Annotated in this window: 18 protein-coding genes; 11 read left to right on the forward strand and 7 right to left on the reverse strand. The window is 71.2% G+C overall.

Annotated elements, in window-relative coordinates:
* Positions 1-124 precede the first annotated feature (124 nt).
* Positions 125-1120 carry an aldo/keto reductase gene (locus tag K5S26_RS05215; RefSeq protein ID WP_221856621.1) on the reverse strand — a complete coding sequence of 332 codons (996 nt, stop codon included), beginning with the start codon at positions 1118-1120 and terminating at the stop codon, positions 125-127.
* A 101-nt stretch (positions 1121-1221) separates the two neighbouring features.
* On the opposite strand from K5S26_RS05215, the gene K5S26_RS05220 reads away from it, so the two are divergent.
* Entirely contained in the window at positions 1222-2067 is an 846-nt protein-coding gene (locus tag K5S26_RS05220; RefSeq protein WP_221856623.1) for a helix-turn-helix transcriptional regulator, read from the forward strand.
* A 50-nt stretch (positions 2068-2117) separates the two neighbouring features.
* The gene (locus K5S26_RS05225; protein ID WP_221856626.1) at positions 2118-2687 is read left to right on the forward strand and encodes a TetR/AcrR family transcriptional regulator; all 570 of its coding nucleotides are present in this window, start codon (positions 2118-2120) and stop codon (positions 2685-2687) included.
* Between the two features lie 89 nt (positions 2688-2776).
* Here the strand turns inward: K5S26_RS05225 and lipA are convergent, their stop codons facing one another.
* Both lipA and lipB read right to left on the reverse strand, forming a co-directional pair.
* On the reverse strand, positions 2777-3778 hold the full coding sequence (gene lipA / locus K5S26_RS05230) for a lipoyl synthase (RefSeq protein ID WP_221856820.1): 1002 nt from the start codon (positions 3776-3778) through the stop codon (positions 2777-2779).
* A 94-nt stretch (positions 3779-3872) separates the two neighbouring features.
* Positions 3873-4517, reverse strand: coding sequence for a lipoyl(octanoyl) transferase LipB (gene lipB / locus K5S26_RS05235; protein ID WP_221856822.1), 645 nt, complete (start codon positions 4515-4517; stop codon positions 3873-3875).
* A 122-nt stretch (positions 4518-4639) separates the two neighbouring features.
* Here lipB and K5S26_RS05240 point away from each other — a divergent pair, with 122 nt between their 5' ends.
* From K5S26_RS05240 to K5S26_RS05265, 6 genes are all read left to right on the forward strand, one after another.
* A complete protein-coding gene (locus K5S26_RS05240) occupies positions 4640-5248 on the forward strand; it encodes a hypothetical protein (protein ID WP_221856628.1) in 609 nt (202 codons plus the stop codon).
* Positions 5245-5742 carry an RNA polymerase sigma factor gene (locus K5S26_RS05245; RefSeq protein WP_221856630.1) on the forward strand — a complete coding sequence of 166 codons (498 nt, stop codon included), beginning with the start codon at positions 5245-5247 and terminating at the stop codon, positions 5740-5742. The genes K5S26_RS05240 and K5S26_RS05245 overlap by 4 nt, the downstream gene beginning before the upstream one ends.
* 85 nt (positions 5743-5827) lie before the next feature.
* On the forward strand, positions 5828-6280 hold the full coding sequence (locus K5S26_RS05250) for an aromatic ring-opening dioxygenase LigA (RefSeq protein WP_221856632.1): 453 nt from the start codon (positions 5828-5830) through the stop codon (positions 6278-6280).
* A 44-nt stretch (positions 6281-6324) separates the two neighbouring features.
* On the forward strand, positions 6325-7878 hold the full coding sequence (gene ffh, locus K5S26_RS05255; RefSeq protein WP_221856634.1) for a signal recognition particle protein: 1554 nt from the start codon (positions 6325-6327) through the stop codon (positions 7876-7878).
* A 125-nt stretch (positions 7879-8003) separates the two neighbouring features.
* Complete coding sequence (locus K5S26_RS05260; RefSeq protein WP_221856636.1) at positions 8004-9164, forward strand: hypothetical protein; 1161 nt, start codon at positions 8004-8006, stop codon at positions 9162-9164.
* The gene (locus tag K5S26_RS05265) at positions 9161-10828 is read left to right on the forward strand and encodes a glycosyltransferase (RefSeq protein WP_308122773.1); all 1668 of its coding nucleotides are present in this window, start codon (positions 9161-9163) and stop codon (positions 10826-10828) included. Before K5S26_RS05260 ends, K5S26_RS05265 begins: the two co-directional genes overlap by 4 nt.
* A gap of 66 nt (positions 10829-10894) precedes the next feature.
* Here the strand turns inward: K5S26_RS05265 and glpK are convergent, their stop codons facing one another.
* The 3 genes from glpK to K5S26_RS05280 all read right to left on the reverse strand — a co-directional run bounded on the left by glpK (position 10895) and on the right by K5S26_RS05280 (position 14972).
* Entirely contained in the window at positions 10895-12409 is a 1515-nt protein-coding gene (gene glpK, locus K5S26_RS05270) for a glycerol kinase GlpK (protein WP_221856638.1), read from the reverse strand.
* 27 nt (positions 12410-12436) lie between these two features.
* A complete protein-coding gene (locus K5S26_RS05275; protein ID WP_221856641.1) occupies positions 12437-13189 on the reverse strand; it encodes an MIP/aquaporin family protein in 753 nt (250 codons plus the stop codon).
* A gap of 79 nt (positions 13190-13268) precedes the next feature.
* The gene (locus K5S26_RS05280) at positions 13269-14972 is read right to left on the reverse strand and encodes a glycerol-3-phosphate dehydrogenase/oxidase (protein ID WP_221856643.1); all 1704 of its coding nucleotides are present in this window, start codon (positions 14970-14972) and stop codon (positions 13269-13271) included.
* An 88-nt stretch (positions 14973-15060) separates the two neighbouring features.
* Between K5S26_RS05280 and K5S26_RS05285 the strand changes: the two genes are divergently transcribed.
* A complete protein-coding gene (locus K5S26_RS05285; protein ID WP_221856644.1) occupies positions 15061-16047 on the forward strand; it encodes a sugar-binding transcriptional regulator in 987 nt (328 codons plus the stop codon).
* A 33-nt stretch (positions 16048-16080) separates the two neighbouring features.
* Here K5S26_RS05285 and K5S26_RS05290 read toward each other — a convergent pair whose 3' ends face one another.
* Positions 16081-17262, reverse strand: coding sequence for a glutamate--cysteine ligase (locus K5S26_RS05290; RefSeq protein ID WP_221856645.1), 1182 nt, complete (start codon positions 17260-17262; stop codon positions 16081-16083).
* A gap of 199 nt (positions 17263-17461) precedes the next feature.
* Between K5S26_RS05290 and rpsP the strand changes: the two genes are divergently transcribed.
* Positions 17462-17890, forward strand: a complete 429-nt coding sequence (rpsP, locus tag K5S26_RS05295; RefSeq protein ID WP_221856646.1) for a 30S ribosomal protein S16 — start codon at positions 17462-17464, stop codon at positions 17888-17890.
* Between the two features lie 2 nt (positions 17891-17892).
* Positions 17893-18123, forward strand: coding sequence for an RNA-binding protein (locus K5S26_RS05300; RefSeq protein WP_221856647.1), 231 nt, complete (start codon positions 17893-17895; stop codon positions 18121-18123).
* Position 18124 lies beyond the last annotated feature (1 nt).

Genomic DNA, 18124 nt, shown 5'->3' on the forward strand with positions numbered 1-18124 from the left:
GAGGCCCGCCCGGGGGCTCGTCCGGGCGAGCGTCGCCGACGGCGGCACCGCGATTCGTCTCGACGGGGCCGACGGTTCCTCCCGGGCCCCGCGCCGCACCGTGAGGCGCGGGGCCCGGCGTCGGTCAGCGTTCGCTGTCGAGATCCGCCATGAACGCGGACGGGTAGCGTTCTCCATGCGCGGCTCCCGCCGGCAGGAGCTCGTCGATGAGCGCGAGGTCCGCCTCGTCGAGGGAGATGGCGCTGTCCAGCATCGACGCGACCTGCTCCGGCCGCCGCGCGCCCACCACGGGCACGATGCCCTCGTCCTGAGCCGCGACCCAGGCGATCGCGAGCTGGGCGCTGGTCGCGCCCTTGGCCCGCGCGAGCTCCTGCAGCCGCTCGACGAGCTCGGCGTTGCGGCGCCGGTTCTCGCCCTGGAACCGCGGGAACATCGCCGCAGCGTGATCGGCGCTGGCACCGGTGCCGCCGATCAGCCCCTTCGCCAGCACCCCGTAGGCGGTGATGCCGATGCCGAGCTCGCGACACGTGTCGAGGATGCCGTTGCCCTCGATGCCGCGACTGAGCAGCGAGTACTCGATCTGGAGGTCGGAGACGGGCGCCACGGCGGCCGCGCGTCGGAGGGTGCCGACGCCCACCTCGCTCAGGCCGATGTGGCGGATGTATCCCTGGTCGACGAGCTCGGCCATCGCGCCGACGGTCTCCTCGATCGGGACGTCGGGGTCGAGCCGGGCAGGACGGTAGATGTCGACGTGGTCCGTCCCGAGGCGCTGCAGCGAGTAGACGAGGGAGCGGCGCACGTTCCGCGGCGAGCCGTCGAATCCGACGGGCGGGGCTCCCGGGGCGAGGTTCGCGCCGAACTTCACGGAGAGCACGACGTCGTCGCGCGAACGTTCGCGCAGGGCGCGGGCGATGAGCATCTCGTTGTGGCCCGCCGCGTAGAAGTCGCCCGTGTCGAGGAGGGTGCCGCCGGCGTCGAGGTACGCGTGGAGCACGCGGATGCCCTCGTCGTCGTCGGACGGGCCGTAGGCGCCGGACAGTCCCATCGCGCCGAGACCCGGGGTGGTGACGGCGGGGCCGGTGCGGCCGAGTGAGCGGATCGGAGGATTTGCGTGTGTCATGTCCTCGACGCTCGTCGTATCCGCGGGCCGCGGGCAGGCGCAGCTCATCCGGGGACGTGCCGTCCCTGGATGGGGCGCGGCGTCCGGAGAAGAATGGCGGGATGATCGATCGCCCCGCCCTCGCCGACTTCCTGCGACGTCGTCGTGAGCAGGTGAGGCCGGCCGACGTCGGGCTGCGCGGCGGCTCTCGCCGGCGGACCCCGGGCCTGCGGCGGGAGGAGGTCGCCCAGCTCGCCGGCATCTCGACCGATCACTACACCCGACTCGAGCAGGCCCGCGGCTCGGCGCCCTCGGCGTCCGTGGTCGCGGCGGTCGCTCGTGCGCTGCAGTGCGACGAGGACCAGCGCGACCACCTCTTCCATCTCGTCGGCATCGAGCCGCCGCGCCGGCGTGGCGAGCCGCACGTGCGCCCGGGCCTGATCCGGCTCGCCGGCCTGCTCGGCGATGTCCCCGTCATCCTCTTCACCGACGTCGGCGAGGTCGTCTGGCGCAACCCGCTCGCCGCCGCGCTGATGACGGACCTCCCGGAGGAGCCGGGACGTGCGCGCAACGTGATCTGGCGGTGGTTCACCGACCCGGACGGCCGCATCGCCCCGCGCGACGACTGGGAGCGCCTGGGGGCCGCGCATGTCAGCGACCTCCGGGCGACCCACGCTCGTCGCGCGGGGGACCCGGACGTCTCGCGGCTCGTGGCCGACCTGCTCCGCGTGAGCGAGGAGTTCCGAGAGCTGTGGCAGCGGCACGACGTCGCGGTGCGCCGGCAGGACCGCAAGACGTTCCTCCACCCGCGCGTCGGCGCGGTCGAGCTGAGGTGCGAGGTGCTGGTCAGCGAGGCGGGCGACGTGCGCCTGCTGGCGTACTTCCCGCTGGAGGGCACGGACGCCGCGGACAGGCTCGACCTGCTCCGCGTGATCGGCACGCAGGACCTGCGCATCGACGCGACCTGACCCCCTCCCGACGCCGGGGCCGGCCGCGGGCGTCGTCGTACGCTGTACGCATGACCACCGCGCGCGCCGGACGCCCGAAGGCCTCGTCGCGCGAGACGCTCGCCGAGGCGGCGTGCGAGCTGTTCCTCGAGAAGGGGTACGAGGCGACGTCCATCGCGGAGATCGCCGCGCGTGCCGGCGTGAGCCGTTCCAGCTTCTTCAACTACGTCGACTCCAAGGGCGCCCTGCTGTGGGGCGGCCTGGACGAGCGCCTCGACGCGCTCGAGCGGCGGCTCGCCGCTGCCGACGGCGACGGCGACGGGACGGCCGCGGTGCGCGAGGGCATCGGCGAGCTCGGTCAGGGGTTCGCGCCCGACGCGCTCGCCCTGGCCTTCGCGAACGCCGAGGCGATGGAGATCGAGGCCGAGCTCGAGCGGGAGACGGCGCTGCGTCAGGCCCGCGTCGGACGGCTGGCGGCCGCGCGGCTGCGCCGCGGCGGGGTGGGCCCGCTCGAGGCGGAGGTGCGTGGAGCGGCGTTCGGCGGTGCGGTCATGGCGTCCATCCGGGCATGGTCGGCCAGCGGCCCCGGTCTGCGTCCGCTCGACGAGGTCCTCGCCTCCGCGCTCGACCTCGTGCCCTGACGCGAGAGCCCCCGCGGGGATCGGAGGCTCTCGCGGCGGTCCGGTCTGGTCATCGGCCGGCGGGCCGCCGAGGGGATGCCCGCGCCGGCTCAGACCGCCTGCAGGAATCCGGCGTCGGCGCCTTCGGCGATGTGCGCGAGGTGCGGCGGGATCTCGCGTCCCTTCGACAGCATCGACTGCGCCCACAGGCGGCCCGCCCGGTACGACGAGCGCACCAGCGGCCCCGCCAGCACGCCCAGGAAGCCGATGCGCTCCGCCTCCGCCTTGAACTCGATGAACTCCTGCGGCTTCACGTAGCGCGCCACCGGCAGGTGTCGCGGGGTCGGACGGAGGTACTGCGTGATCGTGATGATGTCGCACCCGGCGTCGTGCAGGTCCTGCAGGGCCGACACGACCTCCTCCGGCTCCTCGCCCATGCCGAGGATCAGGTTCGACTTCGTGATGAGGCCCGCCTCGTGCCCCTGTGTCAGGACGTTCAGCGAGCGCTCGTAGCGGAACGCGGGACGGATCCGCTTGAAGATGCGCGGCACGGTCTCGACGTTGTGGGCGAACACCTCCGGCCGGGCGTCGAAGATCTGGCCGAGGAAGGCCGGGTCGGCGTTGTGCTCGTTCGCCAGCAGCTCGACGCCCGTGTTCGGGTTCAGGCTGTGGATCCTGCGCACCGTCTCGGCGTTCAGCCAGGCTCCCGTGTCCGGGAGGTCGTCGCGGGCGACGCTCGTCACGGTCGCGTAGCGCAGCCCCATCCGCTGGACGCTCTCGGCGACGCGACGCGGCTCGTCCGTGTCGTACTCGGCGGGCTTTCCGGTGTCGATCTGGCAGAAGTCGCAGCGCCGGGTGCACTGCGAGCCGCCGATCAGGAACGTCGCCTCGCGGTCCTCCCAGCACTCGTAGATGTTGGGGCAGCCGGCCTCCTGGCAGACGGTGTGCAGCTCCTCGCCCTTCACGAGCGACTTGAGCGCCCGGTACTCCGGTCCCTGTTTCGCGACCGTCTTGATCCACTCGGGCTTGCGCTCGATGGGCGTCTGCGCGTTGCGCACCTCGAGTCGCAGCAGCTTGCGGCCCTCGGGCGCTGTGGGCTTCGTCTCGGTCATCTCGTGCCCTCCGTCGTGCTGGTCGGATCCGGTCGCGGATGTCGACTCGGTCACTTCGTTCCCTCGCTCGATCTGGTCGAGCACGGTCGACGCATCATGCGGCGAGCTCCGTCGCGAAGGCCCCGAGGAGAGCCCTTTCGACGGGATCGAGGAGGTCGGCCGGCGACATCCTGCGTCCGAGGACCTCGCTGACGGTGGTGACGCCTGCGTCGGCGATGCCGCACGGCACGATCGCGCCGAACCCGTCCAGGGCGTTGTCGCAGTTGAGCGCGAAGCCGTGCATGGTCGCACCGCCCGCCACGCGCACGCCGATCGCGGCGATCTTGGCGGGGGAGGACCCCGGACGAGACACCCAGACGCCGCTGCGGCCGTCGACCTGCGTGCCCTGCACGTCGACCTCGTCGAGGGCGGCGATCAGCGCGCGCTCGATCCTGCGGACGTGACCGACGACGTCCTTCGGGTCGGGCAGTCGCACGATCGGATAGCCGACGAGCTGGCCGGGACCGTGCCAGGTGATGCGTCCGCCCCGGTCGACCTCGACGACCGGGGTGCCGTCCACGGGAAGGTCCGACGGCTGCGTGCGCACGCCGGCCGTGTACACGGCCTCGTGCTCGAGCAGCAGCAGCGTGTCCTGACGCCGGCCGGCCCGCACCTCGGCGTGCACCCTCCGCTGCAGCTCCCATCCGTCGAGGTACGGCACGTACGTCGGTGCGAGGCCGGCGTGCACGATGTCGAGCATCGGGATCCCTTCGATCATTTATGAACCGCGTCCAACAATACTCTTCCTGATCCGCCCTGGACGTTCCGCCCGTTGCCGGACAGGCGATGGATAAGGGATGGTCTCGATGTGAGGAGTCGCTCATGCCCGATCTGCTCGACCAGCTGCTCGACCGCTCGGCGCCGCCGGCGCCCCGCCGGATCGACACGACGAAGGTGCGCGCGATGGTCCGCGACGCGCGTGCACAGTCGCGGCCGCGCCGCCGTGTGCGCGCCGCGGCCCTCTCCGGTGTGCTCGCCGGCCTCCTTCTCGGAGGGGCGGGCGCGGCGACGGCGGCCTCCGTGTGGGACTGGGGGCCCGACATGGGCGATCCCGACCGGAGCTACGCCTACACGTCGCCCACCTGGGGCGAGTGCGAGCTCCGCTTCGGCGGCTTCGCCGCGTTCAGCGTCTTCGAGCAGGGCGAGGTCGATCGGATCATCGACGACTGGTTCGCCCGGACCGACCTCGACGCCGAGGTGGAGCCGCTCGTGCCGGGCTACCTCGACGGGCTGCAGCGCGATCAGGCCGGCGACCCGGACATGGCGGCCGACCCTCGACTGCCCGACCTCAACGCGTGGACGGCACGAGAGCAGGCCGTGCTGGAGCTCCTCGATCGCGAGCTCCGGGCGAACGGCTACGACGGCACGCTCGGCACCGGAGTCGCCGAGTCGGCGTCCCAGCTGCACTGCGAGGACGAGCAGTGGGGATGAGACGGGACACGGAGCGGCTCACCCGGGCCGTGGAGGCGTCCGCCGACGATCTGCTCGCCTACCTGCAGCGCCGCGTGGGGCCGGACGACGCCCCCGATCTGCTGGGTGAGACCATGGTCGTCGCGTGGCGACGGGTCGGAGAGCTCCCGGGCGACGCGGAACGTGCGCGGATGTGGCTGTTCGGCGTCGCGCGCGGCACGCTGCTGAACCACGCGCGCGGCGAGCGTCGGCGGTGGGCGCTGGCCGACCGCATCCGGCAGCACGCCGCCGACGGCGCTGCGCCGGCGGCGGACGAGGGCGCCGAGGTGCGCGACGCGATCGAGAGGCTCGACGCGGACCTCGCGGAACTGGTGCGCCTCGTGCACTGGGACGGCTTCTCGCTGGGAGAGGCGGCGGAGATCCTGGGGATCCCCGCCTCCACCGCGCGGGGGCGCTACGCGAGGGCGAAGCAACAGCTGCGCGCCACGCTGGCGGTGCGGGCGCCGCTCGGGTGAACGGCGCCCGCCAGGACGGTCTTGCCTCGCGGCTTCCCCGGTGCGTAGCGTGGTGCCCGTCGGCAATCGAGTCTCGGAGGCCAGGATGACCACGACGGATACGACGCAAGGGAAGCTGCGCGGGGCGAGGATCGCGGGGCTGCTGGTGATCATCGGCGGACTGGCGCTGATCGTGGTCGGCGTGGCGATCTGGATCGCCGTGTCGATCCAGCTGCGCGCGGAGAACATCGTGGTGCCGGATGACGCCATGGCGTTCCAGGGGCAGGTGGTGGCCGGCCCGTTCACCGCCTTCGTGCAGGCGGACATCATCCAGCACCATGCGCTCACCGCCAGCGGCGGACTGACGTACGCCGAGCTGGAGCAGGACGACCCCGTGCGCGCGACCATGATGAACGCGTCGTTCCTCAGGGCGTCCCTCTTCACCTCGGTCGTGTCGTTCGGCGTCGCCGCCTTCGCGGTCGGGGTCGGGGTCATCTCGATCCTCCTCGGCTGGGGGCTGCGCAGCGTCGCGAAGTCGCGCGCCGCGCTCGGCGCCTGAGCGTCGCCGGACACTCCGGCCCGCGCCGGTAGAATCGGAGGATCATGGCTACCTTCGGCACGCTCTCCGATCGGCTCACCGAGACCTTCCGCAACCTCCGCACGAAGGGCAAGCTGACGCCCGCGGACGTCGACGGCACCGTGCGGGAGATCCGTCGCGCGCTGCTCGACGCCGACGTCGCGCTGACCGTCGTGAAGGACTTCACCGCGAAGGTCCGCGAGCGCGCCCTCGGCGACGAGGTCAACCGGGCGCTCAATCCCGCGCAGCAGGTGGTGCAGATCGTCAACGAGGAGCTCGTGGGCATCCTCGGCGGCGAGCAGCGCCGGCTGCAGTTCGCCAAGACGGCGCCGACGGTCATCATGCTCGCGGGGCTGCAGGGATCCGGAAAGACGACGTTCGCCGGCAAGCTGGCCCGTCAGCTCGAGAAGGACGGCCACACGCCTCTGCTCGTCGCCGCCGACCTGCAGCGGCCCAACGCCGTGAACCAGCTCCAGGTCGTCGCCGAGCGCGCCGGCGCCGCGATCTACGCCCCGGAGCCCGGCAACGGCGTCGGCGACCCCGTGAGGGTCTCGCGCGACGGCGTCGCGCACGCCAAGCAGAAGCTGCACGATGTCGTCATCATCGACACCGCCGGACGCCTCGGCGTGGACGCCGAGCTGATGAAGCAGGCTGCGGACATCCGCACGGCGACGAGCCCCGACGAGGTGCTGTTCGTCATCGACGCGATGACCGGCCAGGACGCTGTGAACACCGCGAAGGCCTTCCAGGAGGGCGTGGGGTTCACCGGCGTCGTGCTGTCGAAGCTCGACGGCGACACCAAGGGCGGCGCGGCGCTGTCCGTGGCCTCGGTGACCGGACAGCCGATCATCTACGCGTCGACGGGCGAGAACCTCGAGGACCTCGAGCCGTTCCACCCGGACCGCATGGCGAGCCGGATTCTCGACCTCGGCGACATCCTCACCCTCATCGAGCAGGCCCAGCAGGCCTTCGACGAGGAGGAGGCGGCCAAGGTCGCCGAGAAGTTCGCGAAGGACCAGTTCACGCTGGAGGACTTCCTCGAGCAGATGCAGCAGCTCAAGAAGATGGGCTCGATGAAGAAGATGCTCGGCATGCTGCCGGGCATGGGCCAGATGAAGCAGCAGCTCGACGACTTCGACGAGCGCGAGATCGACCGTACCGAGGCCATCATCCGGTCGATGACGCCGGCCGAGCGCGGCAACACCAGGATCCTGAACGGCTCGCGCCGCGCCCGCATCGCGCGCGGCTCGGGGATGACCGTCACCGACGTCAACCAGCTCGTCAACCGCTTCGAGCAGGCCGCCAAGATGATGAAGACCGTCGCCCGCGGCGGAACGCCGAACATCCCCGGCATGGGCCCGATGCCCGGCATGGGCAGGCCCGGCGGGTCGTCGAAGCGCGGCAAGCGGGCCAAGAAGGGCGGGTCGCGCTCGGGCAACCCCGCCAAGCGCGCGGCCGAGAACGCCGGTCTCGCGGCCGCTCCCCAGCAGCCGACGGGCTCCGGCTTCGGGCTGGGCGCGCAGAAGGAGCCCAGCGAGGCCGACCTCGCCGAGATCCAGAAGCTGTTCGGCCGGGGCTGAGCCCCGGGCCGCGCCTTCCCGGCCCGTCCGCGGTTCGCCCGCGGGGTGAGCTCCGGTTATCGTGGGCTCTCGGAGACGGCGGTGAACCTCGCACGCGGTGTCCGGTCGGCGCCGGGGAGGGCACGATGGCTCAGAGCACGCTGTTCGTCCGCGATGTACCCAGCGTCGTCGAGAGCGAGACCGGCTGGGTGGAGAAGTATCCGCGGAAGCGCTGGCAGCGGTGGCTCGTGCGGGTCGGTGCCGCGCTGCCGTTCGCGGCGATCGCGGTCTGGTACCACCTCGCCTCGGGTGGTGACTGGTCGGGCACTCCCAACGGAGAGCTGGCGGCGCGCGTCGGCTCCCTGGACTGGAGCGGACAGAGCCTCGAGGCCATCGGCGCCCTCTACCCGTTCCTCACGAGCCTCACCGCGGCGCTGATCCCCGGCGGTGCGCTCGGCCTCGGCCTCGCCGGCTCGCTCGTCGCGGGTGTGCTGCTGCAGCTCGTCATCAAGGCGATCAAACGACGGGCGTTCCGCGTGGACAACGCCGTGGCGCTCTTCACCGCCCTCGCCGCGACGCCGCTGTTCGCCTACGTCGCGACCACCAACTACGAGGCCACGATGGGCCTGGCGCTGTTCTGCCACGGCATGATCGATCTGCGCCGTTTCGTCTCGTCCGCCAACACGCAGGCGGGCTTCCGCGCCGGCGTGCTGTTCGCCTGCTCTGCGCTGTCGGACTCGACCGGGCTGCTCGCCGCGCCGGCTGCGGCCGCTGCGGGCGTCTTCCTCTTCCCGTCGCGCCTGAAGTCGCGGGGTGCGAACGTGATGGTGGTGCTGTTCCCGACGGTCGCGATGCTCGGATCGCTCGCGCTGCTCGGAACCGTCTTCGGGGCCGGGCCGTTCGCGCTGTTCGGGTCGGACCCCGGGTGGGACCCGGCGCTCGTCTCGGCCTTCGTCGCGAGCATGCAGACGCCGAGCGGGTGGGCCTTCCTCGCCCCCGCCGCCGTGCTGCTGGTCTCCGGTCTCGTCCTCGGCTTCCGCTGGGCCTCCCTCACCAGCGTCATCATCACGGCGCTCATCCTGCTGGCCTACTTCCTCGCCGTCACGCCCGTGGGGACGGCCGGAAACGCCTACGCGATGCAGCTCATCGTCGCGATCGCGATCACGCCCGCGTTCCCGAGGGGCTGGCGGCGGCACGTGGTCACCGCGACCGGCGTCCTGCTGTTCGCGATCGGCTGGATCAGCGCCTTCTCCCGCACCACGCTCATCTCGTGGGTCGAGGTGCTCACGGCAGGAGGCCTCTCGTGACCGTCCCCGCATACGACGCCGCCCTCCTCGACGTCGGCCTGCGCCGACGCTACGGGGCCGAGGGATGGCTGCCGCTCCGGCGCGAGGCGGGCGGCACGGTCGTCGGCGTCTCCGCGCCGCCCACGCGAGCGCTCCGCAACGACCTCCAGGGCACGCTGGGCACCCCCGTGTCGTTCGAGCAGGTGCCGCAGCGGCGCATCGTCGAGGCGATCGTCCATGCCTTCCCCGAGGCCGTGGCGGAGGACGCCGCCGACGGGCTCTACCACGCCGATCCCGCGCTGTCGGCCCGCGTCGTCCTCTCACGCTCGCAGAAGGTCGGCCTCGTCGTGATCCTCGTGCTCGTGGCCGCGGCGGCGGTGCTCTGGCCGTTCCCGGCGCTGATGACGGTGGTGGCCGTCGCCAGCATCGTGTTCCTGGCGAGCACGCTGTTCAAGTTCGCCGTGTCGCTGCGCGGCGCGCGCTTCGACCTGGTGTCGCGCGTGCGCCCCGACGAGATCGCCGCCCTCTCGGACGAGGAGCTGCCGATCTACACGGTGCTCGTGCCGGTGTTCCGAGAGGCGCGCATCGTGGGACGGCTCGTGGAGAACCTCGGGCGCCTCGACTATCCCGCCGACAAGCTCGAGGTGCTCATCCTGGTCGAGGAGGAGGACGACGAGACCCGCGACGCGATCGCGGAGTCGGACCCGCCGCAGAACTTCGTCGTCGTGACGGTGCCCAAGGGCCACCCGCAGACCAAGCCGCGAGCGTGCAACGTCGGCCTCTCGGTCGCGCGGGGCGAGTTCCTGGTCATCTACGACGCGGAGGACGCCCCCGAGCCGGACCAGCTCAAGAAGACGGTGATCGCGTTCCGCGGCTCCGGCCCGGAGACCGTGGTGCAGCAGGCCGCGCTGAACTACTTCAACGTGCGCGAGAACGTGCTCACCCGCATGTTCTCGCTCGAGTACAGCTACTGGTTCGACTACATGCTGCCGGGTCTGGACGCCGCTCGGCTCCCCATCCCGCTCGGAGGGACGTCCAACCACTTCCGCACCGCGGCGCTGCGCGAGCTGGGCGGCTGGGACCCGTACAACGTCACGGAGGACGCCGACCTCGGCATCCGGGCGAGCGCGCTCGGCTACCGGGTGGGCGTCGTCGACTCCACGACCATGGAGGAGTCGACATCGCGCATGGGCATCTTCGTGGGGCAGCGCAGCCGCTGGATCAAGGGCTACATGCAGACGGCCCTCGTGCACGCGCGCCGGCCCTTCCACCTCACCCGGCAGGTCGGCTTCCGGTCGTTCTGGGCGTTCGCGCTGCTCATCGGGGGCACCCCGCTGACGTTCCTCGGGGTCCTGCCGTTCACGGCGCTGCTCATCGGCTCGTTCTTCGTGCCCTGGGCGGCGATCGCCGTGTCCTTCCCGCCCGTGGTGCTGTGGCTGTGCCTGGCCAACTTCCTCATCGGCAACGCGCTCATGGTCTACCTGAACATGATGGGCCCCTACAAGCGGGGCCTCTTCTGGCTCGTGCCGTGGGCGCTGCTGAACCCGATCTACTGGCTCCTGCACTCGCTCGCGTCGTACAAGGCGCTATGGCAGCTGATCGTCAAGCCGCACTACTGGGAGAAGACCGAGCACGGCCTGTCGACCCACCCCGCCCCCGGCACGACGCAGGAGAACGCCGGCTGACGCCGTCCGAGACGCGAAGGGGGCCAGGCAGCACGAGCTGCCCGGCCCCCTTCGCGCTTCCGAAGGTCAGCGCACGTCCTCGTCCACCCAGTCCATCGACTTGCTGACGGCCTTGCGCCACAGTCGCAGCTGGCGATCGCGCTCGTCCGCCTCCAGCTCGGGCTCCCAGCGGCGGTCCTCCTGCCAGTTGGCGGAGAGGTCGTCGAGGCCCGACCAGAACCCGACCGCGAGGCCGGCGGCGTAGGCGGCGCCGAGGGCGGTCGTCTCCGCCACGACGGGCCGGACCACGGGCACGCCCAGCACGTCCGCCTGGAACTGCATCAGCGCGTCGTTGGCGACCATGCCGCCATCGACCTTCAGCTCGGACAGGTCGACGCCGGCGTCGGCGTTGACGGCGTCGATCACGTCGCGCGTCTGGAACGCCACGGCCTCGAGGGCGGCACGCGCGATATGGCCCTTGTTCGCGTAGCGGGTCAGGCCGACGATGGCGCCGCGGGCGTCGGGGCGCCAGTAGGGCGCGTACAGGCCCGAGAACGCGGGCACGACGTACACGCCGCCGTTGTCCTCGACCGTCGTCGCGAGCCGCTCGACGTCGGGCGCGGACGAGATGATGCCGAGCTGATCGCGCAGCCACTGGATGAGCGAGCCGGTCACCGCGATCGACCCCTCGAGCGCGTAGTGCGTCGGCGCGTCTCCCAGCTTGTAGCCGACGGTCGTGAGCAGCCCGTTCTTCGAGTGGACGATCTCCTCGCCGGTGTTGAAGATGAGGAAGTTGCCGGTGCCGTAGGTGTTCTTGCTCTCGCCGGTCTCGAAGGCGGCCTGGCCGAAGGTCGCCGCCTGCTGGTCGCCGAGGATGCCCGCGATCGGCGTCTCCCGCAGCAGGGAAGAGCTCTCGGCGGCGCCGTACACCTCGGAGGACGAGCGGATCTCGGGCATCATCGAGCGCGGCACGCCGAAGGCCTCGAGGATGTCGTCGCGCCACTCGAGCGTCTCGAGATCCATGAAGAGCGTCCGCGAGGCGTTGGTGACGTCGGTGGCGTGGACGCCGCCGTCGGAGCCGCCCGTGAGGTTCCACAGCACCCAGCTGTCGGTCGTGCCGAACAGCAGGTCCCCGGCCTCGGCCTTGGCGCGCGCGCCGTCGACGTTCTCGAGGATCCACGCGATCTTGGTGCCCGAGAAGTAGGTGGCCAGCGGCAGGCCGACGACGGGCTTGAAGCGGTCGACGCCGCCGTCGGCCGCGAGGCGGTCCACGATCGACTGGGTGCGCGTGTCCTGCCAGACGATCGCGTTGTAGACGGGCTTGCCGGTGGTCTTGTCCCACACCACGGCGGTCTCGCGCTGGTTGGTGATGCCGACGGCCGCGATGTCGTGACGGGTCAGGTCGGCCTTCGCGAGCGCGACGCCGATGACCTCCTGGACGTTGCGCCAGATCTCGAGCGCGTCGTGCTCCACCCAGCCGGGCTGCGGCAGGATCTGCTCGTGCTCCTTCTGCCCGACGGAGACGATCGATCCCTTCCGGTCGAAGACGATGGCTCGGCTCGAGGTCGTTCCCTGGTCGATAGCGATGATGTATTCAGCCATGATGTTCCCCTTCGAAGTGGATGGCGGTCAGGCGAGGTTGAGGACGACGGGTGCGAGGAGCGCCGCGAGCGCGCCGCCGACGAGCGGGCCGACGACGGGGACCCACGCGTAGGACCAGTCGCTCGAGCCCTTCCCCTTGATGGGAAGGATCGCGTGCGCGATGCGCGGGCCGAGGTCGCGGGCGGGGTTGATGGCGTAGCCGGTGGGGCCGCCGAGGGAGGCGCCGATGCTGACGACGAGCAGGGCGACGGGCAGGGCGGTGAGCGGTCCGAGGGCGCCCGGCACGCCGACCTCGACGTCGCCGTAGTCGGCGAACGCGAGGATGACGAACACCAGCACGAACGTCGCGATGATCTCCGTGACCAGGTTGTGCCCGTAGGAGCGGATCGCGGGACCGGTGGAGAACACGCCGAGCTTGTTCGCCGGGTCCTCCTCCTCGTCGAAGTGCTGCCGGTACGCCGCCCAGGCCAGCACGGCTCCGATGATCGCGCCGACGAGCTCGGCGGCCGTCGCCACGAAGAACATCGGGACGTCGATCGTCCCGCTGATGAGCAGGCCCAGCCCGACGGCGGGGTTCAGGATCGCGCCCGAGTAGGCGGAGACCAGCACACCGGCGAACACCGCGAGGCCCCAGCCCCAGTTGATCATCAGCGTGCCGCCGCCGAAGCCCTTCGACTTCGCCAGGATCACGTTGGCGACCACGCCCGCGCCGAGCAGGATCAGCATCGCCGTGCCGACCAGCTCGGACAGGAAGTACAGCCCGAGATTCACGTCTTGCATGTCTTCATCGACCTTTCATGCACGGCCCCTCTGCCGTGTGCCATTGCGGTGAGCGGGCGGCGGTCGCCGCCCGGAGGGTTCAGGAGGCGCTGCCCGCCAGCGCCACTCCGTGACGATCGGCCAGCAGCGCTCGCGTCGCGGCGATCTCCTCCGCGCGGCGGGAGTCGTCCCAGCCGAGCAGGGGGGCCAGACCGTCGGCGATCTCCGACAGCGTCTCGGCGTCGCCGTCGCCCGTGAAGGCGACCGCCGTGCGGCGCAGCGCGACGTCGGCCAGGTGGACGACGTGCTCGCGGGTGACCATCCAGCCCAGCTCTCCCGTGGACAGCGGGCTGCGCTCGAGCGGGACGTCGTCGTGGGCCTCGATGTGGGCCCAGACGTCCGCAGCGCGCGTGCCGTAGCGCTCGAACAGCACGGACGCGCGGTCGTCGGCGCCCGGCAGGCGCAGGCGGAGCCACGCGTCGCGGTCGGCGTCGGTGCGCGGGAAGTCACGACCGCCGCCGATGGTGCGACCCACCGTGCTGACCCGGCGCTCACGTCCGAGCAGGCCGAGAACGGTGTCGGAGAGCGACTCGCCGAGCGCCCGGAAGGTGGTCCACTTGCCGCCGACGAGGCTGACGAGCGGCGTCCGCTCCGAGCGGTCCACCTCGACCCGGTAGTCGCGCGACACGAAGCCCGGCGCGGTGTCCTCGTGGCGGGGGAGCGGGCGGATTCCGGAGAAGCGGTACACGATCTGGTCGCGGTTCACCGGGATCGCCGGGAACACGTGCCGGATCAGGTCGAAGAAGTAGTCGACCTCCTCCTCGGTGCACACCGCGGGCTCCCGGGGGTCGGCGTCGATGTCGGTGGTTCCGACGAGCACGCGCCCCTTGAGCGGGTAGATGAGCACGATCCGTCCGTCGGAGTGCTCGAAGAAGATCTCGCGACCTCCCGTGGCCTCCAGCAGCTCGGGGTGGTCGAGCACGATGTGCGAGCCCTTCGTGCCGCCCATGAAGCGGGTCGACGTTCCGAGGGCCTCGTTCGTGAGGTCCGTCCAGGGCCCCGAGGCGTTGACGACCACGTCGGCGGCGACGGTGAACTCGGCGCCGGTCTCGAGGTCGCGCAGCGTGACGCCGTCGGCCGTGCGGGCGATCGCCTCGACGTAGTTGAGCGCGGCGGCCCCGGCGTGGGCGTCGACGCCGTCCTGCAGCACGTCGAGCGCGAGGCGCTCGGGGTCGTGCATGGAGGCGTCGAAGTAGGTCGCCGTGTACTTCACCTCCGGGTCGAGGTGCGGCAGCTGCTCGAGGGACTTGCGACGGCCGTGGAAGCGGTGACGCGGGACCGTGCCGCCTGCACGCGAGAAGGTGTCGTAGATCATCAGGCCGAGCTTGATGAGCAGGGCGCCCCGCTCGGTGTGCTTGCCCTGGCGATGGGTCAGGAACCGCAGGGGAGCGGAGAGCACGCCCGAGAACGTGGAGTAGATCGGGATCGTGGTCTGCAGGGGCTTGACGTAGTGCGGGGCGATCTTCAGCAGGCCGTTGCGCTCCTGCACGGATTCGCGCACGAGCCGGAACTCGCCGTTCTCCAGGTAGCGGATGCCGCCGTGGATCATGTGGCTCGACGCGGCGGACGCTCCCGAGGCGAAGTCGCCGCGCTCCACGAGCAGCACGTCGACGCCCTGCAGGGCGAGATCGCGGAACGTGGAGATGCCGTTGATGCCTCCGCCGATGATCAGGACGGACGTCCGGCCGTTCTGCCGTGCGGTCCTCACCGCGTCGCGCTCGCTTCGCTGGGGCGTCGTATCCATCGTCTGTCCTTTCAGCCGCTGACTGCCAGCCTCCGACGTCTTGGCACATCCGCGCAAGCCGCGTGCACATATGTGCAGAATGGGTTCCATGAGCGACTCCTCCGACGCCGGCCGACGCCGGATCCCCGGCGACCGCCGAGCGGACGCCGCGCGCCTGGCCGCGCAGCTCTACTACCTCCAGGACATGACGATGGCGTCGATCGCCGACGAGATGGCGCTGTCCCGCTCCTCGGTCTCTCGGCTCCTCGGCTACGCGCGGGAGACGGGCATCGTGGACATCCGCATCAGCGAGTCGAGCGCGAACGACGGCGCCCTGGAGCAGGAGATCCGCGACCGCTACCACGTCACGGCACACGTCGTGCCCATGCCCGGCGCGGTGAGTGAGATCGACAGGCTCGACCGGGTGGCCATGACCGCGGCGCGGCTGCTGACGCAGTTCGTCGAGTCGAACATGATGATCGGCGTCGCGTGGGGATCGACGCTCGGCGCGGTCAGCCGTCACCTGCCGACGAAGGAGCTGCACGGGGTCACGGTCGTCCAGCTCAACGGGGCCGGCAACATGCAGACGACGGGGATCGAGTACGCCAGCGAGATCCTGCAGCGATTCGGGCAGGCGTTCAGCGCGCGCGTGCAGCAGTTCCCCGTGCCGGCCTTCTTCGACGACCCCGCCACCCGCGAGGCGATGTGGCGCGAGCGCAGCACCCGGCGCGTCCTGGAGATGCAGGCGCGGATGGACCTGGCGGTCTTCGGCATGGGCTCGCCCACCGCCGACGTGCCGAGCCGCGTGTACGCGGGCGGCTACCTCGACCGCGCGGACTTCCGCAGCCTCGCCGAGGACCACGCCGTGGGGGACGTGGCGACGGTGTTCTTCCGTGCCGACGGCACCTGGCGGGACATCCGGCTGAACGCGCGCACGACGGGGCCGGGCCTCGACAGGCTCCGTCGGGTGCCGAGGCGGGTCGGCGTGGCGGCCGGCGCTCACAAGGTCGCTGCGCTGCGCGCGGCGATGGTCGGCAGGCTCGTCACCGACGTCGTGGTGGACGACACGCTGGCGTGGCGCCTGATGACGAGCTGACCGCAGCGGCGACGGGCGCCACGGGTGCGGGACTCAGGCCTCGCCGGGCGCGTCGAGGCGGCCGAGACCGATGCGGTCGCGCAGGGTGGGTCCGCTGCGGAACTCCCGGATGAGCGAGCGGGCGACCTCGTTCAGGTCGCCGTCGCTCGCGTCCGCGACCGCGATCTGGCGCTGGTAGCTGGCCCCCCGGTCCAGGATCGCGCCGATCTCGGCGAACTCCCTGGCGCACTTCAGCTCCGCGGCGATGGGCTCCAGCCGATCGAGCGTCTCGCGCAGATGATCGCTGACCAGCCGCTGCGTGCCCTCCCGGTCGACGATGGCCCGCGCGTCGAGCCCGTATCGCGCCGCACGCCACTTGTTCTCGCGCGTGAACCAGGGCTGCAGCGCAGGCAGCTCACGGCCCTCGTCGAGGTCGCGGGAGAACGACTCCACCAGGGTCTGCACCAGCGCTGCGACCGCCGCCAGCTCGGGCAGCGTCGACATGCCGTCGCACGCGCGCACCTCGATCGTGCCCCAGTGCGCGGCCGGCCGGATGTCCCAGCGCACCTCCGTCGCGTCGGCGATCACGCCCGTGTGCTGCATGTCGTCGATGTACGACTCGTACTCGCTCCACGTCTGCAGCTGCCACGGCAGGCCGGTCGTCGGAAGCTGCTGGAACACCTGTGCGCGGTTGGACGCGTAGCCGGTGCGCTCGCCCGCCCAGAACGGGCTCGACGCGGAGAGCGCCTGCAGGTGGGGGATGTAGCCGGTGAGCGCGTGGATGATCGGGAAGACCTTGTCGACGTCGTCCACCCCCACGTGGACGTGGATGCCCCAGATCATCTGGTTGCGTCCCCACCACTGCGTGCGGTCGATCAGCTTCGCGTACCGTGTCTTGTCCGTCACCTCCTGGTCGAACCACCGCGCGAACGGGTGGCTCCCGGCGCACATGAGCTCGATCCCGAGAGGGTCGGCCTGCTCCCGCACGGTCCCTATGGCGTCCGAGATGTCGTCGACGGCGGCCGCCACCGTGTCGCCGACGCCGCTGGTCACCTCCACCGTGTTGGTCAGCAGCTCCGCCGTCACCGTGTGCCGCTCGTGGGCCGTCGCCTCCTCCAGCGCCGGCATGATCTCGGGCGCGCGCCCCACCAGGTCGCCCGTCTCGGGATCGGCCAGCATCAGCTCCCACTCGATGCCGACAGTGGAGCGGGCAGAGGGGGCGAAAGCGATCGTCATCCGCTCAGTGTGGATGTCCCGGCACGCCGGCGGCAAGCTGTTCGCGACGCCTCGCGTCATCTGGCAGAATGGAGGGTCGGACCGGGTGGCTCGACCCTCTATCCAGCCCCATGTCCGAACTCTTAGAGCTTCCGCCCGCGTGCACAACCCCACGCGCAGGCGACTGGTTCGTCTCGTTTCCACACCACACAGGAGAATCGTGGCTGTCAAGATCCGTCTGAAGCGCCTGGGCAAGATCCGTGCGCCGTACTACCGCATCGTCGTCGCCGACTCGCGCACCAAGCGCGACGGTCGCGTGATCGAGGAGATCGGCAAGTACCACCCCACCGAGGAGCCCTCGTTCATCGAGGTCGACTCCGAGCGTGCGCAGTACTGGCTGTCCGTGGGCGCCCAGCCCACCGAGCAGGTTCGCGCCATCCTCAAGATCACCGGCGACTGGGGCACCTACAAGGGCGAGAAGGGTGCGACGAGCACCCTGAAGACCGCCGACGAGAAGGGCGACTACGTCGCCGACTCGTCCAAGAAGTCGGTCATCAAGCCCAAGGTCGAGAAGAAGGCCGAGGAGCCCGCAGCGGCTCCCGCCGACGCCGAGGCCTCCGAGGACGCCTCGACCGAGGCCGCCGAGTAATCGTGCTGGCCGCCGCGCTCGAGCACCTCGTCAAGGGGATCGTCGATCACCCGGACGACGTGCGCATCGACTCGTCCGCCTCGTCTCGCGGGGACGTGCTGGAAGTGCACGTCCACGCGGACGACCGTGGTCGGGTGATCGGGCGCGGCGGCCGTACCGCGAAGTCCCTTCGCACACTCGTCGCCGCTCTCGCGGACGGCAAGCGGGTGCGCGTCGACGTCGCGGACGACTGAC

Source organism: Microbacterium marinilacus, from assembly GCF_019753765.1.
GTDB classification, from domain to species: Bacteria; Actinomycetota; Actinomycetes; order Actinomycetales; family Microbacteriaceae; genus Microbacterium; species Microbacterium marinilacus.

Excerpts from the sequence above, each read along its gene's own strand:
- K5S26_RS05215 (WP_221856621.1), bottom strand. The coding sequence starts at position 1,120 with ATGACACACGCAAATCCTCCGATCCGCTCACTCGGCCGCACCGGCCCC.
- K5S26_RS05285 (WP_221856644.1), top strand. The coding sequence starts at position 15,061 with ATGAGCGACTCCTCCGACGCCGGCCGACGCCGGATCCCCGGCGACCGC.
- K5S26_RS05225 (WP_221856626.1), top strand. The coding sequence starts at position 2,118 with ATGACCACCGCGCGCGCCGGACGCCCGAAGGCCTCGTCGCGCGAGACG.
- lipB (WP_221856822.1), bottom strand. The coding sequence starts at position 4,517 with ATGCTCGACATCGTGCACGCCGGCCTCGCACCGACGTACGTGCCGTAC.
- ffh (WP_221856634.1), top strand. The coding sequence starts at position 6,325 with ATGGCTACCTTCGGCACGCTCTCCGATCGGCTCACCGAGACCTTCCGC.
- K5S26_RS05220 (WP_221856623.1), top strand. The coding sequence starts at position 1,222 with ATGATCGATCGCCCCGCCCTCGCCGACTTCCTGCGACGTCGTCGTGAG.
- K5S26_RS05280 (WP_221856643.1), bottom strand. The coding sequence starts at position 14,972 with ATGGATACGACGCCCCAGCGAAGCGAGCGCGACGCGGTGAGGACCGCA.
- K5S26_RS05240 (WP_221856628.1), top strand. The coding sequence starts at position 4,640 with ATGCCCGATCTGCTCGACCAGCTGCTCGACCGCTCGGCGCCGCCGGCG.
- K5S26_RS05245 (WP_221856630.1), top strand. The coding sequence starts at position 5,245 with ATGAGACGGGACACGGAGCGGCTCACCCGGGCCGTGGAGGCGTCCGCC.
- K5S26_RS05290 (WP_221856645.1), bottom strand. The coding sequence starts at position 17,262 with ATGACGATCGCTTTCGCCCCCTCTGCCCGCTCCACTGTCGGCATCGAG.
- K5S26_RS05260 (WP_221856636.1), top strand. The coding sequence starts at position 8,004 with ATGGCTCAGAGCACGCTGTTCGTCCGCGATGTACCCAGCGTCGTCGAG.
- lipA (WP_221856820.1), bottom strand. The coding sequence starts at position 3,778 with ATGACCGAGACGAAGCCCACAGCGCCCGAGGGCCGCAAGCTGCTGCGA.
- glpK (WP_221856638.1), bottom strand. The coding sequence starts at position 12,409 with ATGGCTGAATACATCATCGCTATCGACCAGGGAACGACCTCGAGCCGA.
- K5S26_RS05275 (WP_221856641.1), bottom strand. The coding sequence starts at position 13,189 with ATGCAAGACGTGAATCTCGGGCTGTACTTCCTGTCCGAGCTGGTCGGC.
- K5S26_RS05250 (WP_221856632.1), top strand. The coding sequence starts at position 5,828 with ATGACCACGACGGATACGACGCAAGGGAAGCTGCGCGGGGCGAGGATC.